Raw genomic sequence first — 23,316 nt, forward strand, 5'->3', positions numbered from 1 at the left:
ACTGGAAGGTTTTGTACGTCAGATGAAGAAGCTGCCCGCGTTCCTGCGCGAAAGCCTGACCTACGATCGAGGCAGCGAGATGGCTTGTCATGAAGCGCTGGCCAAGCGCCTGAACATCGATATCTGGTTCGCCGATCCGCATGCCCCATGGCAACGAGGAAGCAACGAGAACACGAACGGCTTGTTACGCCAGTTCCTTCCCAAAGGCATGGACCTCTCCACGGTAAGTCAGACCCAGCTGAACGATATCGCACGCCTGCTCAATGGCCGTCCTCGCATGACCTTGGGCTGGAAGACGCCCGAGGAAGCCATGGCCATAGAGATGGCCGACTATGCCAATCGTGTTGCACTTGATTCTTGAGTCCGCCCCCTCCGTCGGCTGCAACCGGTTATTTCTGGGGAGACCCGCGTTCTATGGGTCGGCGCGTCATCGACGTCAACGGGTTTCCCCTGGCGGATACGGATCGGTGTGCGGATGAAGCCACCTTGAAGCGCTTGAGCGACTATTACAAAAGCAACGCCGAAAAGTACGGGCTCAGGCGCGAGAAGCTCGACCCTGAAGTCGAGAAGCGCTAGCGGGAAAGGCCGTCTGGAAGTCGTCCCGATTGCCGAAGCGGCACGTAACGAATGGACAGGTCGGACGGCACTGCATGTGACGCACGCGGGGTTTTATCTTCGCGACAACTACGATTTCAATGAATTCCAGTTCCTCGGCACCTGGACGCATAACGGCATGCTTACCAAGGCACACATGGTCATGAACACGATGCTCGACAGCATGGTGTTTCAATGGCACGGCGAGCCCATCGGCAATGTCTTCAATCACGACTTCGACGCGTTCCGGCAAGCGGGCGGTCGGGGCGGCGATTTCGTGATCTATTCCGACGTCCACTGGGAAGAAGCAGACTTCTGGATCGACCTGGGCTGAATGCATTCGGACCGCCCTTGTCGCCTTCCTCGCCCTTGCCGCCGTCCTGCTTTATGTCGCCTCCGACTGGTTGGAAAAGGCGTGGGGCACCTATGCTTTTTCCGATACAAGCCCCGATGGTTGCATCCGTGTGAACGCTTTTCGGCCGTACTGGATACTCCCATCGCCGTTTCGTGAAAACCCCATCCCGATCCGGAGACTTTGACCCGCTTGGGGTAGGGACCGGCGCGGTGAGGCCCGGTGAAAATCGGGCGTCCAATCCCTCCCGACCGCCCGAGTTACAATCCGGGGCATGACCCCCGATCGCTCCGCGGCCGACACCGGCCCCAACCGTTTCCTGCCCCGTCCCCTGCGTGTCCTTGCCGGACGCGCGATGGAAGCCGCGCTCAACCGTGCCGTGGACCTCGATCCGGACACGCGTGCGCGCCTGGATGCCCTCGACGGCCGCAGCATCCAGGTTTTCCTGGACGGCCCGGCGCTGGCCCTGCGCATTTCGGTCGGGAAAGGCCGTCTTCGCGTCGGACCGCCGGAGGAAGGCGGCAGCCTGCGTGTGAACGCCTCGCCCGGCAGCCTGCTGGCGATGGCGCTCCGCCGCGACGATGACGGCGTGGCACCGGGCAAGGTGGAGATCGCCGGCGACGCTGAACTCGCGCGCCGCCTGGAGCGGTTGGCGCGGCAGTACACTCCCGATGTCGAAGAGGCCTTCGCGAAGACCTTCGGCGACGTCATCGGGGTGCCCCTTGCCAGGGCCATGCGCGACGCCTTGTCGCATGCGAAGGAATCCTTCGCGCATCTCACCGAGGACACCGCGGACTGGCTGCGCGACGAAGGCCGCGTCGCGGTGGCCCCTGGCGAGATGGACGATTTCCTCGACGGGGTCGATGCGGTGCGCGAGCGCACCGAGCGCGCGGAGTCCCGGCTCGCCCGCCTCGAGCGCGCACTGAGGGAGTCTGGCGCATGACGCCGCTGCGTCTCGCCCCGCGCCTGCTGCGCGTGGCCGCCGTACTGCTCAAGTACCAGCTCGATGAGCTCGTGGACGGGGCGCACCTGTTTCGCCCGCTGAAGCTGGTTCGCCCGCTGTTTCCCTCGCCCTCCGACGAGGTGCGCGCGCTGCCGCGGGGTGCCCGCCTGCGTCTCGCGCTCACCGAACTCGGCCCCATCTTCGTCAAGGCCGGCCAGGTACTGTCCACGCGCCGTGACCTCGTGCCCTCCGACGTCGCCGACGAACTCTCGCTGCTGCAGGATCAGGTCCCGGCATTCCCGGGCAGCGAAGCGCGCGCCATCGTCGAGCGCGAACTGCGCGCGCCGGTCGGCACGCTGTATGCCGCGTTCGACGAGACCGCGCTGGCCTCGGCTTCCATCGCCCAGGTGCATGCCGCCACGCTGCACGACGGCCGCGAGGTCGTGGTCAAGGTGCTGCGTCCGGGCATCGACAAGCGCATCGCGCGCGATGTCGACCTCCTGCACGCGCTGGGCCACCTTGCCCAGCGCTGGCATCCGAGTGCGGACAAGATCCGCCCGCTCGAGGTGGTCGCCGAGGTCGAGAAGATGCTCTCCAACGAGCTCGACCTGCAGCGCGAAGGCGCGAGCGCCAGTTTGCTCCGCCGTAATTTCGCCAGCGGCATCGATCTCTACGTGCCGGAAGTGCATTGGGACTTCAGCACCGAACGCGTGCTGACCCTGGAGCGCGTGCACGGCGTGAGCGCCGACGACGTCGCCGCCATCGATGCCGCCGGCCTCGACCGCAAGCATCTCGCGGAGAAAGGGGTCCGGCTCTTCTACGAGCAGGTATTCCGCGACAACTTCTTTCACGCCGACGCGCACCCCGGCAATATCTGGGTCGATACCTCGCGCGTGGACGAGCCGCGCTTCATCGCACTCGATTTCGGCATCATGGGTTCGCTGCCGGAAGCGGACCAGTACTGGCTGGCGGAGAATTTCATCGCCCTGTTCGAGCGCGACTACGCGCGCATCGCCCAGTTGCACGTGGCTGCCGGCTGGATGCCGTCGACGATTCGCCTGGACGAACTGGAAGCTGCCGTGCGTACCGTGTGCGAACCGTACTTCACCCGCCCGCTCGCGCAGATTTCCATCGCCGAGCTGGTCGTGAAGCTGTTCCAGACCGCACGCCGTTTCGAGCTGACCCTGCAGCCGCAATTGATCCTGCTGCAGAAGACGCTGCTAAACATCGAGGGCGTCGGCCGCATGCTCGATCCGGAGATCGACATCTGGGCAGTCGCACATCCGGTGCTGCGCCGAATCCTGCGTGAGCGCTACAGCCTGCGGGCCACCCTGCGCGATGTACGCCGCCGGTTGCCTGAGTGGGTCCATACCGCGCCGCGCATGCCGGAACTGGTGCGCGACGCGTTCCGCCAGGTAGCAAGCGGACAACAGGTACAGGTGGCCGACCCGGTGGCGCTCGCACTGGTGCGCGAGGACGCCCGGCGGATGCGCCGGCTGGTCGCGTGCGGCCTGCTCGGCTCGGCCCTGCTCGTTTCCGCCGCCCTCCTCGGCACGCTGGCGCCGCACGCGATGTGGCCGGCCGTGGCGATCGCCGTCGCGGGCCTCGTCGCCTTCGTTGCCGGCTGGCCACGTCGCGTTCCCTGACCCGTGCTGGACATTCTTTACCAGGACGACGACATCGTCGCCGTCAATAAGCCCGCGAACCTCGCCGTGCACCGGTCGAAGTTCGTCGGCCCGGACGATGCCTTCCTCATCGACCTCCTGCGCGAACAGGTAGAGGGACGCCTTCACCTCGCACATCGCCTCGATCGCGCCACGTCCGGCGTACTGCTCGTGGCGCGGTCGTCCGAGGTCGCCGCGCAGCTGGGCGAACAGTTCATGGGGCGCAGCGTGCGCAAGCGTTACCTCGCGGTCGTGCGCGGGTGGCCGGACCCTGCCGAGGGCACCGTGGATTATCCCCTCCCCGGCTCGCGCGACACCGGACCGCGTAAGGACGCGCGCACCGACTACCGTTGCCTCGCCACGGTCGAGGTAGACATTCCCCTCGGGCGCTACGAGAAGCAGCGCTACGCCTTCCTGGCAGCGGAGCCGCAAACCGGTCGCTTCCGTCAGATCCGCAAGCACTTCGCGCATATCCATCATCCGATCGTGGGCGACAGCCAGCACGGCCGTGGCGATCACAACCGGCTGTTCAAGCAGCACTTCGCCTCGCACCGCCTGCTCCTGCACGCGGCGTCGTTGTCGTTCGCGCACCCAGGCGACGGGCGCGCCGTCACGTTGAATGCGAGCCTCGACGACACCTGGAACCGGCTCCTCGAGCGTTTCGGCTGGCAAAATGTGCTCCCGGCCTGGGCTGGTGCTGCCGACTGAGCATCGTCGGCGACGCTGCTAGAATCCGTTCCAACATGCTTATCGTGACCCGCTCCATCGCCATCCCGGACGCCGAACTGGTCGAACGCTTCACGCGTGCCGACGGTCCCGGCGGCCAGCACGTCAACCGTACGGAGAGTGCGGTGGAACTGCGTTTCGACGTGGCCGGCTCGCCGTCGCTGCCAGACGAGGTACGCGCTCGCCTGCTTTCCCGCCGCGATCGCCGCATGACCGATGCCGGCATGTTGATCATCCAGGCACGCCGCTTCCGCGACCAGGCGCGCAACCGCGAGGATGCCCGCGAGCGGCTTGTCGACATCCTCCGCGAGGCCACCGTCGTGGCGAAGAAACGCGTAGCCACGAAGCCGACCCGTGCTTCGAAGGAACGCCGGCTCGAAGGCAAGGCGCAACGGTCGCACACGAAAAAGACGCGGTCGCGCGACTGGGGCCGCGAATGAGCGCCGTTCCCTTGCGCCTGCCGCCACAGGCTCCCGCATTGCCCGATTCGTGGTGGAAGCGTTTCTGTCGCCGGGCGATCGGGCTCAGTGGCTGGCGCATCGTTGGCGAATTGCCGAACGTGCCAAAGCTGATCCTGATCGGCGCGCCGCATTCATCGTATTGGGACGGCGTGTGGGGCTTGCTGATGAAGTCCGCCCTGGGCGTGGACCTTGGCGTGATGATCAAGCGCGAGGTTCTCAACGGCCCTTACGGGCCGATCGTCCGCCGTCTGGGCATGATTCCCATCGATCGCTCCGCGGCGACCAATGTGGTCGACCAGATGGTCGCCCGTTTCGCCAGCCACGAGAAGATGTGGCTGGGCATCACGCCTGAGGGCACGCGCAAGCCCGTGAAGCAGTGGAAGTCCGGCTTCCTGCGCATCGCACATGCGTCAGGCGTCCCCATCCAGCCGATCTTCATCGATTATCCGACGAAGACCTTCACCTTCGGCCCCCTGATCGAGGCCACCGGCGATACCGACGCCGACATGGCGCGCATCCGCGCGATGTTTGCCGGCTACCGCGGCAAGCATCGCAGCGCCTGAGTATAACTTTGCGATAGTGGCAGCTTGAGCAGGAGCCACGGCGAAACCGTGGCGCCTGAGCCGAGGTGCCAGTTACTAGCCCAGACCACGCCTGTGACGCACGGTGTAATTACTGCGGATATGCAAGTTGTTGACGGCTATGATTCCGAAATCGCGCCTCACGACCATATGAACACGCGTACTTGCCGAGTAGCGGCTCACGCCTTCTCGATGTGTGGATAAGTGTCGCCGAACCAATAGCGATCATCCGACTTCGTGCAGGAACGCCGGTAGGACATCAGAGTTCTCTACCGACTGCGATCGTGCCTTGATGATGGGATGCTGAGCTCTCCATGTCGACTAGGAGCGAACATGCAAGTTGCGACGGCGGCGAGGTCACCAGAGGCGTTCACGGCCGGTTGGCGCCTGCAACGGGAGCGCCCGAATGATTACGGCTACCGGGACACCCCCATTGAAAGAGGCAGCCCTGCGGAAGCGGCAGAAAGCCTGCCCGAGGAACTAAGGAAAAGGTTGCTGAACGTAGATTTGCATTCCATCGATTCCGACCAACTCGGCGAACTGACCGCCACGCTGTATTGGGAAGGGTACATATCCCAGGACGCCTTCATTAAATTCGCAATCTTCAGGTTTGATCACCCCGGCCCGGTCGATCTGCTCGCATGGACTGACGTCTCACGCACGAAGATTCGTAGTGGCGAATATGCTGAGTATCCTGTTGCCATTCAATTGTACGAGGCGGCGATAGACGCTGCGGACGGTGTTCGAGGAGTGATCGAATACTTGAACGGCCAATTGATCGACATCGAGGCATAGTCCGGCATCTGCCCTGTCAGCGTTCTGAATGCCCCGACTCGTCGTAATCGCGATGAGTCAACAATCCGGGGCGGATGAGGTCGATGAAGGCACGGGCTTCGGGGCTCAGGAATTTTCCCTTGCGCATCACCACGCCGTAGCTGCGTTGCGGGAAGTAGCGACGCACGTTGCGCACCACCAGCCGCTCCTTGTCCGCCTCGGTGATGCAGATGCCGGTGACGATGGAAATGCCGAGCCCCATGGCGACGTACTGCTTGATGACGTCCCAGCCCCCGACTTCGATCGCCACGGTGTACGGCACGTGGCGTTGCTGGAATACCATGTCGACGAGCCGGAAGGTGGTCAGTCGCTGCGGCGGGAGGATGAGCCCGTAGGGCGAGAGGTCTTCAAGGCGGATGTCTTCCTTCGCGGCCAGCGGATGCTCCGGCGACATGATCAGCATAGGGTCGTAGTGGTAAACCGGTGCCCAGGCGATGTCCTGCGGCACGTCGAGCATCGAGCCGATGGCGAGATCCGCCTCGTCCGCGCGTAACAATGCCAGGCCGTCCTTGCCGGTGACGTTCGCCAGTTGCAGGTGCACCGACGGATAGCGCTCGCGATAGGCCTTCACCAGGTCGGGCAGCAGGTACTGGATCGTCGACGACCCCGCCGCGACCGTGAGCTTCCCCGCCTGATTGCCCCGCGTCTTCGCCTGAAATTCCGTGTCCAGCTTTTCGAATCCTTCAACGAGCGGACGCGCCATTTCGTACAGCGCCTCGCCGGCATCGGTCAGCGTCACGCGCCGCCGGGTCCGTTCGAGCAGGGGCGTGCCCAGTTCCCTCTCCAGGGCCTTGAGCTGGAGGCTCACCGAGGGCTGCGACAGGAAGAGGGCTTCCGCCGCGCGGCTCAGCGTACCCAGGCGGGTGGTGTAGACGAAGGCCCGGAGCTGCTTGAGGCGGTTGCCCTTGTAGTAGAACCGCCCGGTTTCGTCGCTCGCCGTGCCGCGCACGGGCTTCACCGATGACTTCGGAGGGGTATCAAGCTTGCGTGGCATGACTTTAACCTCGCAATTTCAACGGGTTATTTCTTGTATTAACTTTGTTAAAATTAATCTTTAAAACATATGCTTTGTCAAAAGCATAGCTCCGGACGTAGCGTGGACTCCACCCCCACAGCGGAGCACGCTCCATGGCCGTTCCCCAAAGCGCGATCGATCCGACGTCCCGCCTCCGCTTCGGAGCCCACGGCGAGGACTATCGGGACGTCCTGACGCCGGAAGCCGCGGCTTTCGTGGCCGACCTCCATCGCCGCTTCGACGCCCGCCGCCTCGGCCTCCTGGCCGAGCGGACCGCGCGCCAGCAGCGCTACGACGCCGGCGACCTCCCCGACTTCCGGAGCGACACGGTCGCCATCCGCGACGGCAACTGGTCGGTGGCCCCGATTCCAGCCGCGCTAAAGGACCGCCGCGTCGAGATCACCGGCCCCGTGGAACGGAAGATGATCATCAACGCGCTGAATTCCGGCGCGAAGGTGTTCATGGCCGACTTCGAGGATTCAAGCGCGCCGACCTGGGCCAACCAGATGGACGGCCAGCGCAACCTGCGCGACGCCGTGGACGGACGCATCGAGTTCACCAGCGCCGAGGGCAAGGCGTATCGCGTTGGCGCGAGCCCCGCCGTGCTGGTCGTCCGTCCGCGCGGCTGGCACCTGCCGGAGCGTCACGCCGAGGTCGATGGCGACGTCGTGTCCGGTGCCCTGGTGGATTTCGGCTTCTTCGTCTTCCACAACGCGAAGGCATTGCATGCACGAGACCGCGGCCCGTACTTCTATCTGCCGAAGCTGCAGAGCATGGAGGAAGCCGCGCTGTGGAACGATGTCATGTCGCATGCGGAAGCCGCGATCGGCCTGCCCCAGGGCACGATGAAGGCCACGGTGCTGATCGAGACCCTGCCGGCCGTTTTCCAGATGCACGAGATCCTGCATGCGCTGCGCGATCGCGCCGTGGGTCTCAATTGCGGTCGCTGGGACTATATCTTTTCCTATATCAAGACCTTCCGTGCCCATCCGGACCGCCTGCTTCCGGAACGCGGCCAGGTCGTCATGAGCGTCCCTTTCCTGAAGGCTTATTCGGAACTGCTGATACGCACCTGCCATCGCCGCGGTGCCTTCGCGATGGGCGGCATGGCCGCGCAGATTCCCATCAAAGGCGACGAGGATGCCAACGAGGCGGCCATGGCAAAGGTGCGCGCAGACAAGCTGCGAGAAGTCACCGCGGGCCACGACGGCACGTGGGTGGCGCATCCCGCGCTCGTACCGGTCGCCCGGGCTATCTTCGACGACCACATGCCGACGCCCAACCAGTTGCATGTACCGCGCGAGGACGTGGACGTTTCCCGTGACGCACTGATCGCGCCAGCCATAGGCACGATCACGCGACAGGGTTTCGATAACAACGTCGAAGTCTGCCTGCGCTACACCGCCGCCTGGCTGGATGGCCTCGGCTGCGTGCCCATCCATCACCTGATGGAGGACGCCGCCACGGCGGAGATCGCGCGGGCCCAGCTATGGCAATGGCTGCACCACGGCCCGGTAGAGTTCAGCGACCACGCGGAAGTGAATTTCGCGCTGTTCGACCACGCCCTTGCGGCGCACTGCCATCGATTGCGCGAAAGCGACCAGCCCGGTGCACGCCGTGCGGACGATGCGGCCGCGCTCATCCATGCGCTCACGCACGCTGACGAACTGCGTGATTTCCTCACCCTTCCCGCTTACGAGCACCTGTCCTGACCTGGGAGCCAAGACGATGAAGACGCTCACCGCCGAACAGATCACGCTCGACTGGAAAAACAATGAACGCTGGAACGGTGTCCAACGCCCCTATACCGCCGAGGACGTGATACGCCTGCGCGGCTCCGTGCAGGTCGAATACACGCTCGCCCGCCGCGGTGCGGAACGACTGTGGCGGGCGCTACACGACAAGCCGTACGTCAATGCACTTGGCGCGCTCACCGGCAACCAGGCGATGCAGCAGGTGAAGGCCGGACTGCAAGCTATCTATCTGTCCGGCTGGCAGGTCGCGGCCGATGCGAACACAGCCGGCACGATGTACCCGGACCAGTCGTTGTATCCGGTGGACTCCGTGCCGAACGTGGTGCGCAAGATCAACAAGACCCTGCTGCGCGCGGACCAGATCCACCACGCCGAGGGGAAAGACACCATCGACTGGCTCGTGCCCATCGTCGCCGACGCAGAAGCGGGCTTCGGTGGCGTGCTCAATGCTTATGAACTGATGGCGCACATGATCGAAGCCGGCGCCGCCGGCGTGCATTTCGAAGACCAGCTTGCCAGTGCCAAGAAATGCGGACACATGGGCGGCAAGGTGCTCGTGCCCACGCAGGAAGCCGTGCAGAGACTCGTGGCCGCCCGTCTCGCCGCCGACGTTGCCGGCGTTCCAACATTGATCGTCGCCCGCACCGATGCCATGGGCGCCGGCCTGGTCACATCCGATATCGATGATCACGACAAGCCGTTCCTGACCGGCAAGCGAACGGTCGAAGGATTCCACGAGTCCCGGCAAGGCATCGGCCAGGCGATCGCGCGCGGTCTCGCCTATGCACCATACGCCGACCTGATCTGGTGCGAGACCGCCACGCCGGACATGGACCAGGCTCGACGCTTCGCCGAAGCGATCCATGCCGTGTTCCCCGGCAAGAAGCTTGCGTACAACTGCTCACCCAGCTTCAACTGGAAGAAGCACCTCGACGAGAAGACCATCGCGGAATTCCAGAATCGGCTCGCGGGGTTGGGCTATGCCTTCCAGTTCATCACCCTCGCCGGTTTCCACGCGCTCAACTATTCGATGTTCCAATTGGCGCGTGGCTACCGCGACCGCCAGATGGCCGCCTATGTCGAACTGCAGGAAGCCGAGTTCGCGGCAGAAAAGGATGGATATACGGCGGCGAAGCACCAGCGCGAAGTGGGCACCGGTTATTTCGACACCGTGAACCAGGTGATCGCCGGCTCGCTTAGTTCGTTATCGGCCCTCAGCGGCTCTACCGAGGAACAGCAGTTCCATCCGGCATCGGCGGCATGAGGCGTCGCCGATGGCGTGACGCGCTCACGCGATTCACGAACCGGCCTTGCCAAGGCTTGCCGCGCGCGCGACCAGCGCCGGCAGGTTGCGCATGTCGCCCGTCAGCCGCTGGACCTCCTTTCCTTCGGCGTCCACGAGGATCACCGTGGGAACGCGCTTCACGTTGTAGCGGCGGAATACATCGCCACTCTTGTCCAATGCCAGCGCCAGCGTGACGTTGTTGTCCTTGCGATAGGCCCTCAGTCCGGTGTCGTCCGACCACAGCCCCGATGCGATCCCGAGCCACTGCGCTCCCGGGTTTGCGCGCAGCTTCTCGGCTTGCTCGCGCGCGGAACGGCATTGCGCGCTGGCCAGCGGCTGGCTCTGTGCGAGGTAGCCTTCGCACCATGGCGACAGGAAGACCAGGATGCGCGATCGATGGCTCGGCGAGGCGCCAAGCTCGAAGGTCCGTCCATCGAGCGTGGTCAGTTGCCCACGCGTGCCGTCTGCCGCGATCTTTTTCGCTTCCGGCGGCCTGGCGGGACTTTCCGTTCCGGCAAGTGCGGCCTCGAGCGAGGCGTTGATCGCGTGGCCCACATAGGCCACCCGTCCGTTGCGGTCGATGACGATGTGCTGCGGGGTCACCCGCAGATGGAAGGCTTCGGCAAGCCGGCCATCGTCCATCACGATGGGCATCTTCAAACCGAACTTCTTGCGGAAGGCTTCCACGCCCTCCTTCGTTTCATTGAAGTTCGTGTTGATCCCGATAACGACGGTATCGGGGCCGGCCGTTTCATAGGCGTGCTCGAAATGCGGCATCTGTTCCCGGCAGGGCACGCACCAGGTGGCCCAGAACTTGAGGTAGACGGTCTTGTGACCGTAAAGCCTGCCCAGATCGATCGTCTTTCCATCAATGGTCGTGATAGTCAGGGCGGGCGCCTTCTGTCCGACCACGGACGCTGCCGCTTCCTTCGCGTATTTTTCGCCACCATCGTCGTCCGTCGCGTTGGCGACCGACGATCCCGCAAGCGCGAGAAGGAGCATGAAGCATGCGAATAGCCTGGGCATTGCCAATGCGCCTATTTGAGAATGGGAGGCAATAGCGTGCGGGCGGGGTTGGTCCGTGGCGAGATCCGGATAGCGAAATATCATGCGGTCCAATTTCGACGTCTGACGTGAGTCACCCCGCCTCGTTCGACACCTCAGCGATGGCCCCGCACAACTCCCGGACGCCCTGCTCCACGTCCTCAATCCGGATCATCCCGATGCCGAACATCAGGCCGGCGCAACGGCCTTCGAGTTGGTAGGCACCCAGGCTATCTACCGCGACGCCTCGCGTGGCCGCCGCCGCGACGACGGTATCCGCGGGGATGCCATCGCGCAGGCGGGCGGCCATGTGCAGGCCAACGTCGGTCCGGATCGGCGAGAGCCATTCATTTCCATGGCGCACGATGGCGTGCTCCAGCGCCGCGCGGCGCTCCCCATAGACACGGCGCGCCTTGCGCACGTGCCGCGCAAGGTGCCCATCGCGAATGAATGCGGCGAGAGTCACCTGCTCGAGGGACGGGTTATGTCCGTTGCTGAGTCGCTTGGCCCCTATCAGTGCCGGTATCGCCCACGAGGGCGGAACGATGTAGCCGAGTCGCAAGGCCGGGAACAGGCTTTTCGAGAACGTGCCCACGTAGAACACCGCATGGCGCTCGTCGACCGTGCGCAGGGCGTCGAGCGGCCGCCCGTTGAAGCGGAACTCGCCATCGTAGTCGTCCTCCACCACCGCGATTCCGCGTTCATGAGCGAAGTCCAACAGCTCGGCACGCCTGCGCTGCGACATGACCGTGCCCAGCGGAAACTGATGCGATGGCGTCGTCACGATCACGCCGACGTCCGCCGGTATGCAGTCCACCCGCAGCCCTTCGTCGTCCATCGGCACGGTGACGAGGCGTGCGCCCGCCGCCGCGAAAGCCTCCCTGGCCGGCGGATAGCCGGGGTCCTCCACCGCGACGCGCGTCACACCCGGCTCGACCAGGATGCGGGCAATCAGGTCGAAAGCGTGCTGGGCCCCATTGGTGACGACGACGTCCGCTTCATCGCAGGCAATCGCCCGGGCGAAAGACACGTATGCGGCGATCGCCTGGCGCAACTCGCGTCGTCCGGCGGTATCGGCGTAGTCCGCCTCCTCCCTCGCCAGGGAACGCATCGCCGTCGACGCGAGCCGACGCCATGTTTCGTGCGGGAACAGATGATGGTCGGGAAGTCCCACCCTGAAGTCGAAGCGCCTGGGCCCGGGCAGCACCGGCCCGGGCGCGGCCATCCGCTGCTGCCAGTAACTGTTTAAACGCCCAGCCATACGGGCGACGTCGCCTCTGGCCGCATCGACGGGCCGCACCGGCAGGTGATCGGCGACGAAGGTGCCCGATCCCTGCCGGGCGACAAGATAGCCCTGGCTGAAAAGCAGGTCGAAGGCGGAGACGACGCTGTTTCGGGAAATGCCCAGTTCGGTAGCCAACGCTCGTGTCGGCGGCATGCGGAAGCCCGGCTGGAGCCGCCCATCGAGGATGGCGCCCTGCAACTGGCGATGCAGCGAGCGGACGAGGTCGCGCTGCCGCTCCGCGGGCAGGTCGATGGCCAGCGGGAGAATTGGCGCCATGAATGCCTCCAATCACGGATCTTTTGAAGATCCACATTGAAGCATATGCTGCGGCAAACGAAGGAAAATCGGCCAGCGCCATGGGAAGCGGGCCGATGCGCGGGAAGGGGTGAAGCGCCGCTGGAAGAAGGCCGGGCCCCGGTGCTGGAGCGGGGGGAGGGAGGGGTATCCAGCACCGGAGCGGGGCGGGCAGCCATTAAGAGAACCGCCTGGTACAGAATTCTCCGCCCGACCCCTCTATTTGTCAACTACTCGGTACATGAAATAAGTATTAACTCCTTCGGGTGAGCCTCGCTTAGCTCACTCAAGACCGATCCCGTCATTGTCGATACCCGCTTCACCGTTCAGGCACTGGCGATGCCGCTTGCGCTGCCGCCGAAAGGGGAACACGGGTAGCGAGCGATGCCAGCGTGGCAGCGATGAGGAAGGCGAAGTGCGAATTGGCTCTCATGGCAGACTCCGGACGTCGCTGGCCGAAGGTCGGCGGTGGCCTATTGAGCGCTTACGCGTGCGACGAAATATTGTCGGATTCCATTGAGGTCGCCTTGGGCACAGCACGATCCGCAGGCCCGCGTTCTTCGGGAAAGTAGTCGAAGATATCTTTTCCATCGAACCACACATCGACCTTATAGATCGGCGTCGGTTTCTCCGCTTCATAGAGAATGGCCGCGATGCCATTCACTCGCTCCTCGAACGTCAACGTGTAATGGGTTGGCAAGTACGCTCTACCCAGATCGATGTTGATCGTGTCGCCCTCTTCGCTGTACCAGATCCTGGGAGATACCATCGATTGCTGACCAGCAAGGCGCTCCTCCTTGGCTAGGTGCTCCTGGACAAGCGCCGTTAGCACGGGCTCCATGTCCATGCGCTCTTCGATTGGCGCCCGCGGCGACTGGCCTGGTTCCGCAGCGTTTGGCGGCGAATCGTCCGCAGCGAACACCTTAGTGGGCACCGCGTTCGCCACGAACCCAATGCAAAGCATCCATACGAAGTGACGCTTGCTCGTTTTTCCTGATTTTTTCATTGGAGCCTCCGAGTTCGAATAGCAGGGCGCAAGGACCTGCGCTTGCTGCTATTCAAGGCTCGTCGCTTCAATGCCAAAGACGTATCGGTCGCCGTCCAACGCTACTCGCAAGAACCTCTCCCAGGCCCGAGTTGGGCGACGCCTCTCAGGCAGCCCTGCCCAACGACCCGCCACCACCGACGAACAACCCTCCGCCCAAACCCATCGGGTCGGATTGTAGGTCTGTCAATTTTTGGAGCGCTGAAGACCTAAAACCGCCGGTAATGCAGCGCTTCCGCCAGATGCACCTGCTCCACGCACCCGGTACCGCCTTCGAGGTCCGCGATGGTACGCGCCACGCGCAGGATGCGGTGGTAGGCGCGGGCGGAAGCGCCGAGCTTGTCCAGTGCGGCCTGCAGCCAGTCCCGCTCTGCGGAAGGAAGCGCGCAGTCGCGCTCGAGGTTGACCACGCTGAGTTCGGCGTTCGCCTGTCCTGCACGAAGGAGCGCTTTCTCGCGTGCCGCGATCACACGCTGGCGCACCGTGACGCTGTCGTCGTCGCGCGGCCCGCGCGCGGCCGTGAGGTCGGCGATCGGTACGCGGGGGACTTCCACGCAGATATCGATGCGATCGAGCAACGGACCGGAGATGCGCGAGCGATAGCGCTGCACCTGATCGGGCGTGCAACGGCACTCGTGCAGCGGATCGCCCGCATAGCCGCAGGGACAGGGGTTCATCGCGGCGACAAGTTGGAACTCGGCCGGGAAGGTCGATTGGCGGGCCGCACGTGAGATGACGATCTGTCCGGATTCCAGCGGTTCGCGCAGCACCTCCAGCACGTGGCGACTGAATTCGGGAAGCTCGTCGAGGAACAGCACGCCGTTATGCGCCAGCGAGATTTCACCCGGGCGGGGCGACGAGCCGCCACCGACGAGGGCGACGCCCGATGCCGTGTGATGGGGTGAGCGGAACGGACGGCGGCGCCAGCAGCCGGGATCGACGTCCTCGCCGGAGAGCGAGCGTATGGCGCAACTCTCCAGCGCCTCGGATTCGGTCATGGGCGGCAGGATGCCGGAGAGGCGCTCCGCCAACATGGTCTTGCCCGTGCCCGGGGGGCCGATCATCAGCACGTGATGCCCGCCGGCCGCGGCGATTTCGAGGGCGCGTCGTGCCTGGTACTGACCCCGGATGTCCTGCATGTCGGGGCCGCACGAAGGCATGCTGTGGAAGTCGGCGGGTTCCGGAGCAGCCAGGTTCGCGTGGCCGCACAGCCAGGCGCAGACTTCGGCCAGGCTGCCGGCCAGGAGAACGTCGCCCTCCCCGATCAGCGCGGCCTCGGCGGCGTTGGCACGGGGCACCACGATGCGGCGGCCGCTACGGCGCGCACGGATAAGCGCCGGAAGGATGCCCGGCACGGCACGGAGTTCACCCGAAAGGGCCAGCTCGCCGAGGAATTCGCAGTCGTCCAGGCGCTCGCGGGGCACTTGGGACCCGGCGGCCAGGATGCCCAGGGCGATGGCCAGGTCGAAGCGGCCGCCGTCCTTGGGCAGTTCGGCGGGAGCGAGGTTCACGGTGACCCGCCGGTTCGGGTATTCGAAAGCGGTGTTCTGGATGGCGACGCGGACGCGGTCACGCGCCTCTCGAACCGCCGCCTCGGGCAGGCCCACGATGGAGGTGGATGGCAATCCGCCGGACAGGTGGACTTCCACGATGACCTGCGGGGCCGAGACACCTTCCTGCGCACGCGAAAGCGTAACGGCGAGGCTCATGGCTGGCCGTATCGTAACCGGTAACGGGTATCCACCGGAGGCGAACGCTCACGAACCTGGCTGGATCCGCTCGGCATACGCACTCCTTTGCGCTCTGGGAAAATAACCGCCCCCGACCGCTCTCGGGGTGAGGGTGACGGATCGGGGGCGGTCCCGGGACGTTCGGCCGTCCTTACTGGCCGCGTTGCGCCGCGCTGATTTCGAGGTCGGCGAGGCGTTTTTCCAAAAGCTCGAGCCGTTCGCGCGTACGCGCGAGGACCTGGCTCTGAACATCGAATTCTTCGCGGGTTACGAGATCGAGGCGGCGTAGTCCTTGCGCCAGAATATCTTTGAAGTTGGCGTGCATATCCTCACGCGCTTGCGCCAACCCTGGCGGAACCAACGATGCCAACCGCTGTGCGAGTTGATCAATACCCTGCACATCCATCTTGCGCACCTCGATGTCGTGAATGAATTCTAAGTGATGGAATTGTAGGCGCTATAGGCGAATGCCCACACGTCGTGTAGGGTTTTTCCTACAAGCCCCCGTATGGAGACGCCTCCAGACCCGGATGGCACAATGGCCAACCGCGCGGCGGCCGGCCGCGCACTAGGAGAGAACATGAAGCTGGTGGTCGCCATCATCAAGCCTTTCAAACTGGACGACGTCCGCGAAGCCTTGGCCGACGTAGGAGTCCAGGGCGTGACGGTGACGGAAGTGAAGGGCTTCGGTCGGCAAAAGGGCCATACCGAGCTGTATCGCGGGGCCGAGTACGTGGTCGACTTCCTGCCGAAGATCAAGCTGGAGGTGGCGGTAGCCGACGACCAGATCGAGCGGGTGGTCGAGGCGATCCAGCAGGCGGCCCGCACCGGCAAGATCGGCGACGGCAAGATCTTCGTCAGTCCCCTTGAGCAGGTCATCCGCATCCGCACCGGGGAACTGGACAACGACGCCCTCTGAGCAAGGGCGCCGGGCGGACCTCAGGCGGCCGCCCGCAGGGCCGGCTTGTGGCGGCGGTGGTGAATGAGAATGCCGGCGTAATAGGCAAGGTAGTAGCCGACCGTGAGGCCGACGATCGCCATCGTCAGGGGGCTGTTGCCGGAAGCAGGGCCGTGGGCGGCGGCCACGGCGCCACTTGCCATCGCAGGCGCCAGCATCAGGAAGCGCCAGGCCAGCCGGCCCAGGAGCAGCGCAGTCAGTACGCCGCCCATCCAGGGGTTGGGCACGTAATAGTCGGTGCCGTCGCCGCCAATATCGAACCGGGTCAGGCGCAGGCCCAGCAGGACCGCCAAGGCCGCACCGGCCACCACGCCCCCAAGGGCGCCCTCGGCCAGCCGGACGTCCTGCAGCCCGGAGAGCATCATCAGTCCGATCACGAGGGTGAAGATGACGACGCGGACCGTCATCCGCCTGGTCCGGATCGGCTGCCGGCCAAAGCTGCCGCGCACGCGGCGGTACACGGCGAACGCCATCAACGGAACGGTGAAGATGAGCGAAATGGCAGATGAGGCCAGCATGGCGGAGCCTTTTGGTGTCGGTGTGAGGCCAGCTTAGCCAACCGGTGTCACCGTTCGAGGGGCGGTTGTGATCCATCGATGGTGACGCCTGTCACCTGCCTTTACCTGGCCTTGCCTTGGTTCGCCACCGCGGCCATCTTTGCCTCGATCTCGGCCTGGTCACCCAGGTAGTAGTGCTTCACCGGCCGCAGTTCGGCGTCGAATTCGTATACCAGCGGGATGCCGTTGGGGATGTTGAGGTCGGCGATATCGTCGTCCGAGATGCCGTCGAAGAACTTCACCAACGCGCGCATGGAATTGCCGTGGGCCGCCATGAGCACGTTGTTGCCCGCGCGGATGGCGGGAGCCAGCACCTCGTGCCAGTACGGCAGCACGCGGGCCACGGTGTCCTTCAGGCACTCGGTCAGGGGCACGTCGATGCCCTTGTAACGATCGTCGTCGGCGAACGACGTCGCGCCTGCCTCGAGCGCCGGCGGCGGCGTGTCGTAGCTGCGGCGCCAGACGTGGACCTGCTCGTTGCCGTACTTCGCTGCCGTCTCGGCCTTGTTGAGGCCGGTAAGGGCGCCGTAGTGGCGCTCGTTGAGGCGCCAGTCGGTCACCACCGGGATCCACATCAGGTCCATCTCGTCCTGGACGTGCCACAGCGTGCGTACGGCCCGCTTGAGATACGAGGTATGGGCCAGGTCGAAGGTGAAGCCGGCTTCCTTGAGGAGTCGTCCCGCTTCACGGGCCTCGGCTACGCCCTGCTCACTGAGGTCCACATCGGCCCAGCCGCTGAAGCGGTTTTCGAGGTTCCAGGCCGACTGGCCGTGGCGGATCATCACGAGCTTGTACATGGCGTCCAAGGGGAGACTGGGAAAATCCGATGGTGGAGCGTGGCCCCGGCGTCGTCAACTTGCCCCACGGACAGCCCCCTGTCGTCAGTCACGCTAAACCTTGCGCCCATTCGGTGCATCCTACGGGTTCATTCCACCCGCGGAGTCCCGCAATGCGCCGTACCCTTCTTTCCCTTTTCATCGCCCTCTCCGTATCCGGCGTGGCCCTCGCGCAAGAGGACGTCAGCAAGGTCAATGGCACCGCCTCGGTCGACGCGGGCCAGCACGCGGGCGATGTGCATACCGTCAACGGCTCGGTGCGCATCGGCGACCGCGCCGTGGTGCAGAAAGCCAGTACCGTGAACGGTTCCGTCGAACTCGGCAACGAGGCCACGGCCACCATCGTGAAGTCCGTAAACGGTGCCGTGACCCTCGGTGAGAAATCCCGCGTATCCGAAGAAGTGGAGACCGTGAACGGCCGGGTGCGCCTCAAGCCCGGCGCGGACGTAAAGGGCCACCTGTCGAACGTCAACGGCGAGATCAGCCTGGATCGCGCCCATGTCGGCGGCGGCATCGAAACGGACAACGCCGACGTCACGATCGGCGAAGGCTCGAAGGTCGAAGGTGGCCTGATCGTGAAGAAGCCGACGATGAGCTGGTTCAGCAGCAACAGCGACCGCGTGCCGAAGATCGTCATCGGCCCCCATGCCGTCGTCCAGGGCACGCTGACCTTCGAACGCGAGGTGGAACTCTACGTCAGCGATTCGGCCACGGTCGGCAAGATCGAAGGCGCCACGGCCAAGAAATTCTCGGGCGCGACGCCGTAGGCGTCTCAACCTGTAGGAGCGCGCCCTGCGCGCGAAAAGCCAACGTAGCGGAGACGCCGTAACCTTCGCTTCACCGATCAAACCCAGTCGCGCGGCTTCAGGTATTCCTGGAGCCGCGCTTCCGCGCTGTCCGCTTCCGGCGAATAGCCATATTCGAAGCGCACGCGCGGCGGCAGGCTCATGAGGATCGACTCGGTGCGGCCGCCCGACTGCAGCCCGAACAGCGTGCCGCGGTCGTACACGAGGTTGAACTCCACGTAGCGGCCGCGGCGGTAGAGCTGGAATTCACGCTCGCGCTCACCATAAGGTGTGTCGCGGCGGCGCTCGACGATGGGCAGGTAGGCATCAAGGAAACCGTCGCCGATATCGCGGGTGAAATTCATGCAGCGCTCGAAGCCGCCTTCGTTGAGGTCGTCATAGAACAACCCGCCCACACCGCGCGTCTCGTTGCGGTGCCTTAGATAAAAGTATTCGTCGCACCAGCGCTTGTAGCGATCGTAGACGTCGCCGCCATACGGATCGCACAGATCCCTCGCCAGGGTGTGCCAGTGACGCACGTCGTCGTCGAACGGGTAATACGGCGTCAGGTCGAATCCGCCACCGAACCACCACACGGGATCGCTGCCCTCCTTCGAAGCCTCGAAGTACCGCACGTTGGCGTGCGTGGTCGGGATGTACGGGTTGCGCGGATGGAGCACCAGCGAGACGCCGGTGGCGATGAAGCTGCCGCCGACAAGGTCGGGGCGATGCGCGGTGGCGCTCGGCGGCAAGGGCGAGCCCGATACGCGCGAGAAGTTGACCCCGCCCTGTTCAAAGACGCCGCCCTCGCGCAGCACGCGCGTCCGTCCACCGCCGCCCGCGGGACGTGTCCAGGCGTCTTCCTCGAAGCGTGCCTTGCCGTCCACCGCCTCGACGGCGGCGCAGATGCGATCCTGCAGGCCGCGCAGGTACGACGCGACGAGCTCGGCTTGTTCGGACATGGCACATCCTTTCGCGATGGGTGATCGCAAAGCTTAGCTCAGGAAATCCGGGTAGCCATCCGCCGGTTGCCGGTCAGGGCAGCCCAGCGCATGCCGCTATCGATCCACATCAGATAGGCGGCCTCCATGAGCAGCCGGGCCAGGTATCGGCGGCCGAGCGGCAGCCGTTCCTCGGCGGCGAGGGGCGCGGCATCGAAACCCAGGCGACGGGCCAGGTAAAGACAGCGCGCCAGGTGGTAGCGGCTGGTCACCAGCCACACCGGCGGTAACGGCTCCTCGCGCCGCTCTCGCAATAACACGCGGGCGTGGCGCAGGTTTTCGAGCGAGTCGATGGAGGCCTGTTCCAGTTCCAGCGGCACGGCCGGCGGCCAGCCTTCGGCTATCAGCCAGCGGCGTCCGGCTTCCGCTTCGCTGATCGACCCGCCGCTGTATCCACCAAGCAGGAGCACCCGGTCGGCGAGGCCCGCCAGCGCGTCGGTGCGGCCGCGGGCGAGGCGCCCGAGGAAATCCGCTTCCGGGCGGTCGCCTACGAGGCGGCGACCGAAAATCAGCATTGCCCGGCGCCCGGGCGCACGCGCCGGTGCATGCGCGGCCAGCCAGCAGACGCGCACCAGGTGCGCGATATAGATCAAGCCCAGGCTGGCGACGAAGACGACGGCGGTGACCAGGGCCGCGACGAGGATGTCGCGATCGCTGAGGTAACGCCATACGCCGCGGCGCAGGATTTTCGGTGCCTGGATACCGGACATGGAAGCCACCCTGAAGAAGCGCAGTATCGCCTGAACGCACGTCCGCGTTCACGCGACGCTGCGGATCAAAAAGGATAGGCTCGCGACATGCCCCATCCCATGACACCGCTCGCCATCCGCGCCTACACCGCCACCTCCGCCCTCGGCCGCGGGCTTCAAGCCCACGCCGATGCCATTGCCGCCTCGCGCGGCGGCCTCGTCCCGAACGATTTCAGCGTGGCGCCGCTCGATTGCTGGATCGGTCGCGTCGGGGGCCTGGAAGAGGAGCCGCTTCCACCGGAACTGGCCGTGTGGGATTGCCGCAACAACCGCCTCGCCTGGATCGCTCTCCAGCAGGACGGCTTTGCCGATGCGGTACGCGCGGCGCGCGAGCGCTACGGCGCCACGCGCGTGGCGGTGCTGCTCGGCACCTCGACGTCCAGCATCGGTGCGACCGAGGAAGGTTACCGTCGCCTCGACCATGGCCGAATGCCGCCCGACCTGCATCGCCCGGCCTTGCACACGCCCCACTCGCTGGCCGGCTTCGTCGCGGCGGCGTTCGGACTGGAAGGTCCGTGCCTTACGGTGGCCACGGCCTGCTCGTCCAGTGCAAAGGTGTTCGCCAACGCGGAACGCATGATCCGGCTCGGGCTGATCGATGCCGCTGTCGTGGGGGGCACCGATAGCCTTTGCGACAGCGTACTGTTCGGCTTCAACTCGCTCGAACTCGTCTCGCCCGAACCCTGTCGCCCCTTCGACGCCGGCCGCAGCGGCATTTCGATCGGCGAAGCCGCGGGCTTCGCCATCCTCGAACGCGTGGAGGCGGCGATGGATGCGCCCTTGCTCATCGGTTACGGCGAAGCCAGCGACGCGCACCACATGTCCACGCCGCATCCGGAAGGCCTGGGCGCGGAGCTTGCGCTGAATGACGCGCTGGCCCGCGCGGGGATCGAGCCGGGCGACGTCGATTACATCAACCTGCACGGCACCGCGAGCCAGAAGAACGACGAAGTGGAGGCCGCGCTCGTCGCGCGAACCTTCCCCCCGTCGACCCGCGCCAGTTCGACGAAGGGTTTCACCGGCCACACCCTCGGCGCCTCGGGCATCCTCGAGGCGGCGATCACCCTGCTCGCGATGCGCGACGGCCGCGTTCCCGGCAACCTCGGTGCGGACACGCCGGATTCCCTGTGCGGACCGCAGATGGCCTGGGTGCCCGAGCCGGCGAACATCCGCATCGCGCTCAGCAATTCCTTCGGTTTCGGCGGTAATAATGCGTGCCTCGCCTTTGCCCGGGAGGGACGGCACGCATGAGCGCGGCACTCTCGGTATGGATCAGTGGCGTTGGCTTGTGGGCACCGGGTGCGGCCGACTGGCATGCGTTCCGTGAGATCGCGACCGGTGCGGCCGCACCGGGGGGTACCGGGCGTCCGGTCGCCGATGTGCTTCCACCGAACGAACGGCGCCGCGCACCGGAAAGCGTCCTGCTTGCCGTGGCCGCCGCGGGACAGGCCGTGCACATGAGTGGCCGCGATCCGGCCACCCTGCCCTGCGTGTTCGCCTCCGCGCACGGCGACCAGGTCATTACCGATTACATGTGCGAGACGCTGGCCGGCAATCCCCGCGAGCTCTCGCCGACGAAGTTCCACAATTCCGTCCACAACGCGCCGGCGGGTTACTGGACCATCGCCACGGGATGCCATGCCTCGTCCAGCGCCGTATCCGGAGGCGAGGAGGCTTTTGGCGCCGGGCTGCTGGAAGCGGCCACGCTCGCCGTGGCCGACGATCGCGACGTGCTGCTCGCGAGCTACGACATCGCCGGCACGGGGCCGCTTGGCGGCATGACCAGCACCACCGGTCCGTTCGCGGTGGCGCTGGTGCTCTCGCCACGCGCGGATGGCGCGGCGGTACGGCTCGACATCACGCCGGAGCGCGGCAACAGCGGCAACGAGGCGCTCGGCGACGCATGGCTGGACGGACTGGCGGCAAGCAATCCCTCCGCGCGCGCCGTGCCGTTGATGCATGCGCTGGCGCTCACCCGGCCAATGGCATTGCGCGTGCCAGCGGCGCGCGGCCTCGACCTGCATATCGACATCGGCGTGGTCGCATGAGCCTGGCCACACCGCGCTACTGCATCCTCATTCCCTGCCTCAATGAGGAACGGGCGATCGGCCGCGTGGTGGGCGACGCGCTGGAGCTGGGGCTGCCCGTCATCGTCGTGGACGACGGTTCGGACGACCGGACCCCGGAAATCGTGGGCGCCATGCCGGTCACCCTGCTACGCCACGAGACACGTCGCGGAAAGGGTGAGGCCCTGCGCACAGGTTTCCGCGAAGTGCGCCGCATGGGTTACGACGCGGTGGTGACGATGGACGGCGATGGCCAGCACCTGGCGGCCGACATACCCGCCATCCTCGCCGCGGGCGAACGCTATCCGGGCTGCATCGTCATCGGGGCGCGCCTGCTGGATCGCGAACAGCAGCCGACCGGACGCCGACGCGCCAATGCCGTGGCCGACTGGGGTATCTCCTGGGCCTGTGGGCGTCCGATCGCCGACACACAGAGCGGCCAGCGACTTTATCCGAGTGATACTCTCGACCTGGTCGATCTTCCGGCGGAGCATTTCGTCTTCGAGGCCGCCGTGCTCATCACGGCGTGTCGCGAGCGCGGCGTCGGCGTGGTGTCGGTGCCCATCGCGTCTCGCTACCAGGGTGAATTCCGGCTCAGCCATTTCAGTCCCGTGCGCGACGTGACGCGGATCACCACGTATACGATCGGCCGGCTGCTCCACTATGGAAGTATCCTCACCAGTTACCGCCGGTCGCGGGCCCTTCCCACGATCGTCGACGACAAAGGGGCGGTAAGCCCCGCAGCACACTGACATCG

26 protein-coding genes are annotated in these 23,316 nt (G+C 65.3%); 16 read left to right on the plus strand and 10 right to left on the minus strand.

The features are described from left to right. The 9 genes from VGM71_RS01790 to VGM71_RS01830 form a co-directional block, all read left to right on the plus strand. The coding region (locus VGM71_RS01790; protein WP_331542065.1) for an IS30 family transposase at positions 1–361 on the plus strand (361 nt) is incomplete at its 5' end. A 53-nt stretch (positions 362–414) separates the two neighbouring features. Continuing rightward, positions 415–576 (plus strand): hypothetical protein, encoded by a 162-nt coding sequence (locus tag VGM71_RS01795; protein ID WP_331542066.1) that lies wholly within the window; start codon positions 415–417, stop codon positions 574–576. Between the two features lie 13 nt (positions 577–589). Next, on the plus strand, positions 590–928 hold the full coding sequence (locus tag VGM71_RS01800; protein WP_414675077.1) for a DUF6402 family protein: 339 nt from the start codon (positions 590–592) through the stop codon (positions 926–928). A 292-nt stretch (positions 929–1,220) separates the two neighbouring features. Continuing rightward, positions 1,221–1,889 carry a ubiquinone biosynthesis accessory factor UbiJ gene (locus tag VGM71_RS01805; RefSeq protein WP_331542067.1) on the plus strand — a complete coding sequence of 223 codons (669 nt, stop codon included), beginning with the start codon at positions 1,221–1,223 and terminating at the stop codon, positions 1,887–1,889. Continuing rightward, positions 1,886–3,535: a ubiquinone biosynthesis regulatory protein kinase UbiB gene (gene ubiB / locus VGM71_RS01810; protein WP_331542068.1), complete on the plus strand. Its 1,650-nt coding sequence runs from the start codon at positions 1,886–1,888 to the stop codon at positions 3,533–3,535. The genes VGM71_RS01805 and ubiB overlap by 4 nt, the downstream gene beginning before the upstream one ends. A 3-nt stretch (positions 3,536–3,538) precedes the next feature. Continuing rightward, positions 3,539–4,261, plus strand: coding sequence for a pseudouridine synthase (locus VGM71_RS01815; protein WP_331542069.1), 723 nt, complete (start codon positions 3,539–3,541; stop codon positions 4,259–4,261). 35 nt (positions 4,262–4,296) lie between these two features. After that, on the plus strand, positions 4,297–4,719 hold the full coding sequence (arfB, locus tag VGM71_RS01820; protein ID WP_414675073.1) for an alternative ribosome rescue aminoacyl-tRNA hydrolase ArfB: 423 nt from the start codon (positions 4,297–4,299) through the stop codon (positions 4,717–4,719). Then, the gene (locus tag VGM71_RS01825) at positions 4,716–5,303 is read left to right on the plus strand and encodes a 1-acyl-sn-glycerol-3-phosphate acyltransferase (protein WP_331542070.1); all 588 of its coding nucleotides are present in this window, start codon (positions 4,716–4,718) and stop codon (positions 5,301–5,303) included. The genes arfB and VGM71_RS01825 overlap by 4 nt, the downstream gene beginning before the upstream one ends. A gap of 351 nt (positions 5,304–5,654) precedes the next feature. Then, complete coding sequence (locus VGM71_RS01830; protein WP_331542071.1) at positions 5,655–6,116, plus strand: hypothetical protein; 462 nt, start codon at positions 5,655–5,657, stop codon at positions 6,114–6,116. A gap of 16 nt (positions 6,117–6,132) precedes the next feature. On the opposite strand, the gene VGM71_RS01835 is transcribed toward VGM71_RS01830, so the two are convergent. Further along, entirely contained in the window at positions 6,133–7,149 is a 1,017-nt protein-coding gene (locus tag VGM71_RS01835; protein WP_331542072.1) for a LysR family transcriptional regulator, read from the minus strand. 134 nt (positions 7,150–7,283) lie between these two features. On the opposite strand from VGM71_RS01835, the gene aceB reads away from it, so the two are divergent. Beyond that, positions 7,284–8,882: a malate synthase A gene (aceB, locus tag VGM71_RS01840; RefSeq protein ID WP_331542073.1), complete on the plus strand. Its 1,599-nt coding sequence runs from the start codon at positions 7,284–7,286 to the stop codon at positions 8,880–8,882. Between the two features lie 16 nt (positions 8,883–8,898). Next, on the plus strand, positions 8,899–10,188 hold the full coding sequence (aceA, locus tag VGM71_RS01845; RefSeq protein ID WP_331542074.1) for an isocitrate lyase: 1,290 nt from the start codon (positions 8,899–8,901) through the stop codon (positions 10,186–10,188). Between the two features lie 33 nt (positions 10,189–10,221). Here aceA and VGM71_RS01850 read toward each other — a convergent pair whose 3' ends face one another. The 5 genes from VGM71_RS01850 to VGM71_RS01870 all read right to left on the minus strand — a co-directional run bounded on the left by VGM71_RS01850 (position 10,222) and on the right by VGM71_RS01870 (position 16,013). Beyond that, complete coding sequence (locus VGM71_RS01850; protein ID WP_331542075.1) at positions 10,222–11,211, minus strand: redoxin family protein; 990 nt, start codon at positions 11,209–11,211, stop codon at positions 10,222–10,224. Positions 11,212–11,347: 136 nt separating this feature from the next. Beyond that, on the minus strand, positions 11,348–12,814 hold the full coding sequence (locus VGM71_RS01855; RefSeq protein ID WP_331542076.1) for a PLP-dependent aminotransferase family protein: 1,467 nt from the start codon (positions 12,812–12,814) through the stop codon (positions 11,348–11,350). A gap of 502 nt (positions 12,815–13,316) precedes the next feature. After that, positions 13,317–13,838 (minus strand): hypothetical protein, encoded by a 522-nt coding sequence (locus VGM71_RS01860; protein WP_331542077.1) that lies wholly within the window; start codon positions 13,836–13,838, stop codon positions 13,317–13,319. A gap of 248 nt (positions 13,839–14,086) precedes the next feature. Continuing rightward, positions 14,087–15,586 carry a YifB family Mg chelatase-like AAA ATPase gene (locus tag VGM71_RS01865; RefSeq protein ID WP_331542078.1) on the minus strand — a complete coding sequence of 500 codons (1,500 nt, stop codon included), beginning with the start codon at positions 15,584–15,586 and terminating at the stop codon, positions 14,087–14,089. 172 nt (positions 15,587–15,758) lie between these two features. Then, positions 15,759–16,013, minus strand: a complete 255-nt coding sequence (locus VGM71_RS01870; RefSeq protein ID WP_331542168.1) for an accessory factor UbiK family protein — start codon at positions 16,011–16,013, stop codon at positions 15,759–15,761. Positions 16,014–16,187: 174 nt separating this feature from the next. On the opposite strand from VGM71_RS01870, the gene glnK reads away from it, so the two are divergent. Then, positions 16,188–16,526 (plus strand): P-II family nitrogen regulator, encoded by a 339-nt coding sequence (glnK, locus tag VGM71_RS01875; protein WP_166699925.1) that lies wholly within the window; start codon positions 16,188–16,190, stop codon positions 16,524–16,526. Between the two features lie 20 nt (positions 16,527–16,546). On the opposite strand, the gene VGM71_RS01880 is transcribed toward glnK, so the two are convergent. Both VGM71_RS01880 and gpmA read right to left on the minus strand, forming a co-directional pair. Then, positions 16,547–17,083, minus strand: a complete 537-nt coding sequence (locus VGM71_RS01880; RefSeq protein ID WP_331542079.1) for a DUF1453 domain-containing protein — start codon at positions 17,081–17,083, stop codon at positions 16,547–16,549. Between the two features lie 101 nt (positions 17,084–17,184). Beyond that, positions 17,185–17,919, minus strand: a complete 735-nt coding sequence (gene gpmA, locus VGM71_RS01885; protein WP_331542080.1) for a 2,3-diphosphoglycerate-dependent phosphoglycerate mutase — start codon at positions 17,917–17,919, stop codon at positions 17,185–17,187. A gap of 152 nt (positions 17,920–18,071) precedes the next feature. On the opposite strand from gpmA, the gene VGM71_RS01890 reads away from it, so the two are divergent. After that, entirely contained in the window at positions 18,072–18,725 is a 654-nt protein-coding gene (locus tag VGM71_RS01890; RefSeq protein ID WP_331542081.1) for a hypothetical protein, read from the plus strand. 77 nt (positions 18,726–18,802) lie between these two features. On the opposite strand, the gene hemF is transcribed toward VGM71_RS01890, so the two are convergent. Both hemF and VGM71_RS01900 read right to left on the minus strand, forming a co-directional pair. Next, positions 18,803–19,705 (minus strand): oxygen-dependent coproporphyrinogen oxidase, encoded by a 903-nt coding sequence (gene hemF / locus VGM71_RS01895; RefSeq protein ID WP_331542082.1) that lies wholly within the window; start codon positions 19,703–19,705, stop codon positions 18,803–18,805. A gap of 38 nt (positions 19,706–19,743) precedes the next feature. Then, positions 19,744–20,454: a YdcF family protein gene (locus VGM71_RS01900; RefSeq protein ID WP_331542083.1), complete on the minus strand. Its 711-nt coding sequence runs from the start codon at positions 20,452–20,454 to the stop codon at positions 19,744–19,746. A gap of 87 nt (positions 20,455–20,541) precedes the next feature. Between VGM71_RS01900 and VGM71_RS01905 the strand changes: the two genes are divergently transcribed. The 3 genes from VGM71_RS01905 to VGM71_RS01915 are packed head-to-tail and all read left to right on the plus strand — an operon-like array spanning position 20,542 to position 23,311. After that, positions 20,542–21,744: a beta-ketoacyl-[acyl-carrier-protein] synthase family protein gene (locus VGM71_RS01905; protein ID WP_331542084.1), complete on the plus strand. Its 1,203-nt coding sequence runs from the start codon at positions 20,542–20,544 to the stop codon at positions 21,742–21,744. Continuing rightward, positions 21,741–22,541 (plus strand): beta-ketoacyl synthase chain length factor, encoded by an 801-nt coding sequence (locus VGM71_RS01910; RefSeq protein ID WP_331542086.1) that lies wholly within the window; start codon positions 21,741–21,743, stop codon positions 22,539–22,541. Before VGM71_RS01905 ends, VGM71_RS01910 begins: the two co-directional genes overlap by 4 nt. Further along, positions 22,538–23,311 carry a glycosyltransferase family 2 protein gene (locus VGM71_RS01915; protein ID WP_331542087.1) on the plus strand — a complete coding sequence of 258 codons (774 nt, stop codon included), beginning with the start codon at positions 22,538–22,540 and terminating at the stop codon, positions 23,309–23,311. The genes VGM71_RS01910 and VGM71_RS01915 overlap by 4 nt, the downstream gene beginning before the upstream one ends. Positions 23,312–23,316: the final 5 nt, after the last annotated feature.

Source organism: Luteibacter sp., assembly GCF_036499525.1.
Taxonomy (GTDB): Bacteria; Pseudomonadota; Gammaproteobacteria; order Xanthomonadales; family Rhodanobacteraceae; genus Luteibacter.